We start from the raw sequence: 631 nt of genomic DNA on the forward strand, positions 1-631 counted from the left end.
GAACGCTATAAAAAGCTCTTAACGGCGCTGGTCGAAGACCGATTGGATGTCGAGGCCGCCGCTTCGCTCATTAAACTTAACAGTGCATTGCCGGAGCTCATCAAGGAGGCGTCATGACAGGAATATTCTTACAAGCCTTTGTGTACCTTGTAGCCGCCGTTATCGCGGTTCCGTTAGCAAAACGCTTAGGTTTAGGCTCTGTGTTGGGCTACTTAATTGCCGGCGTGGTGATTGGCCCAATTATCGGCCTAGTAGGCGAAGAGACCACAACCATCCAACATTTTGCGGAATTTGGCGTTGTAATGATGCTGTTCCTTGTTGGTTTAGAACTCGAACCTAAAATGCTGTGGGCGATGCGTAATCGCTTGATGGGGTTAGGTGGCTTGCAAGTTGGCGGCACTGTCGCCGCGATTATGGGTATCGCCTTGTACTTTGAGCAGCCTTGGACGATTGCTCTGGCGATTGGCCTAATTTTCGCGCTGTCATCAACCGCCATTGTGCTGCAAACCTTTAGCGAAAAAGGGCTAACCAAAACAGAAGGTGGTAAAAACGCGTTTTCTGTTCTGCTCTTTCAAGATATCGCCGTTATCCCGATGTTGGCCTTTATTCCATTGTTGGCCCTGCCGGAGTT

The 631-nt window shown here is 49.6% G+C and carries 1 protein-coding gene and 1 pseudogene; both read left to right on the top strand.

Going from position 1 to position 631, the window contains the following annotated elements; genetic code table 11:
• Positions 1-117 (top strand): annotated as a pseudogene (locus R7Q48_RS28445) (flavodoxin family protein); the annotation flags it as partial.
• Positions 114-631 (top strand): cation:proton antiporter (locus R7Q48_RS28450; RefSeq protein WP_318133678.1); only part of this gene is annotated, 518 nt, incomplete at its 3' end. The pseudogene R7Q48_RS28445 and the gene R7Q48_RS28450, both read left to right, overlap by 4 nt.

The sequence above is a fragment of the Vibrio sp. 378 genome, from assembly GCF_033339435.1.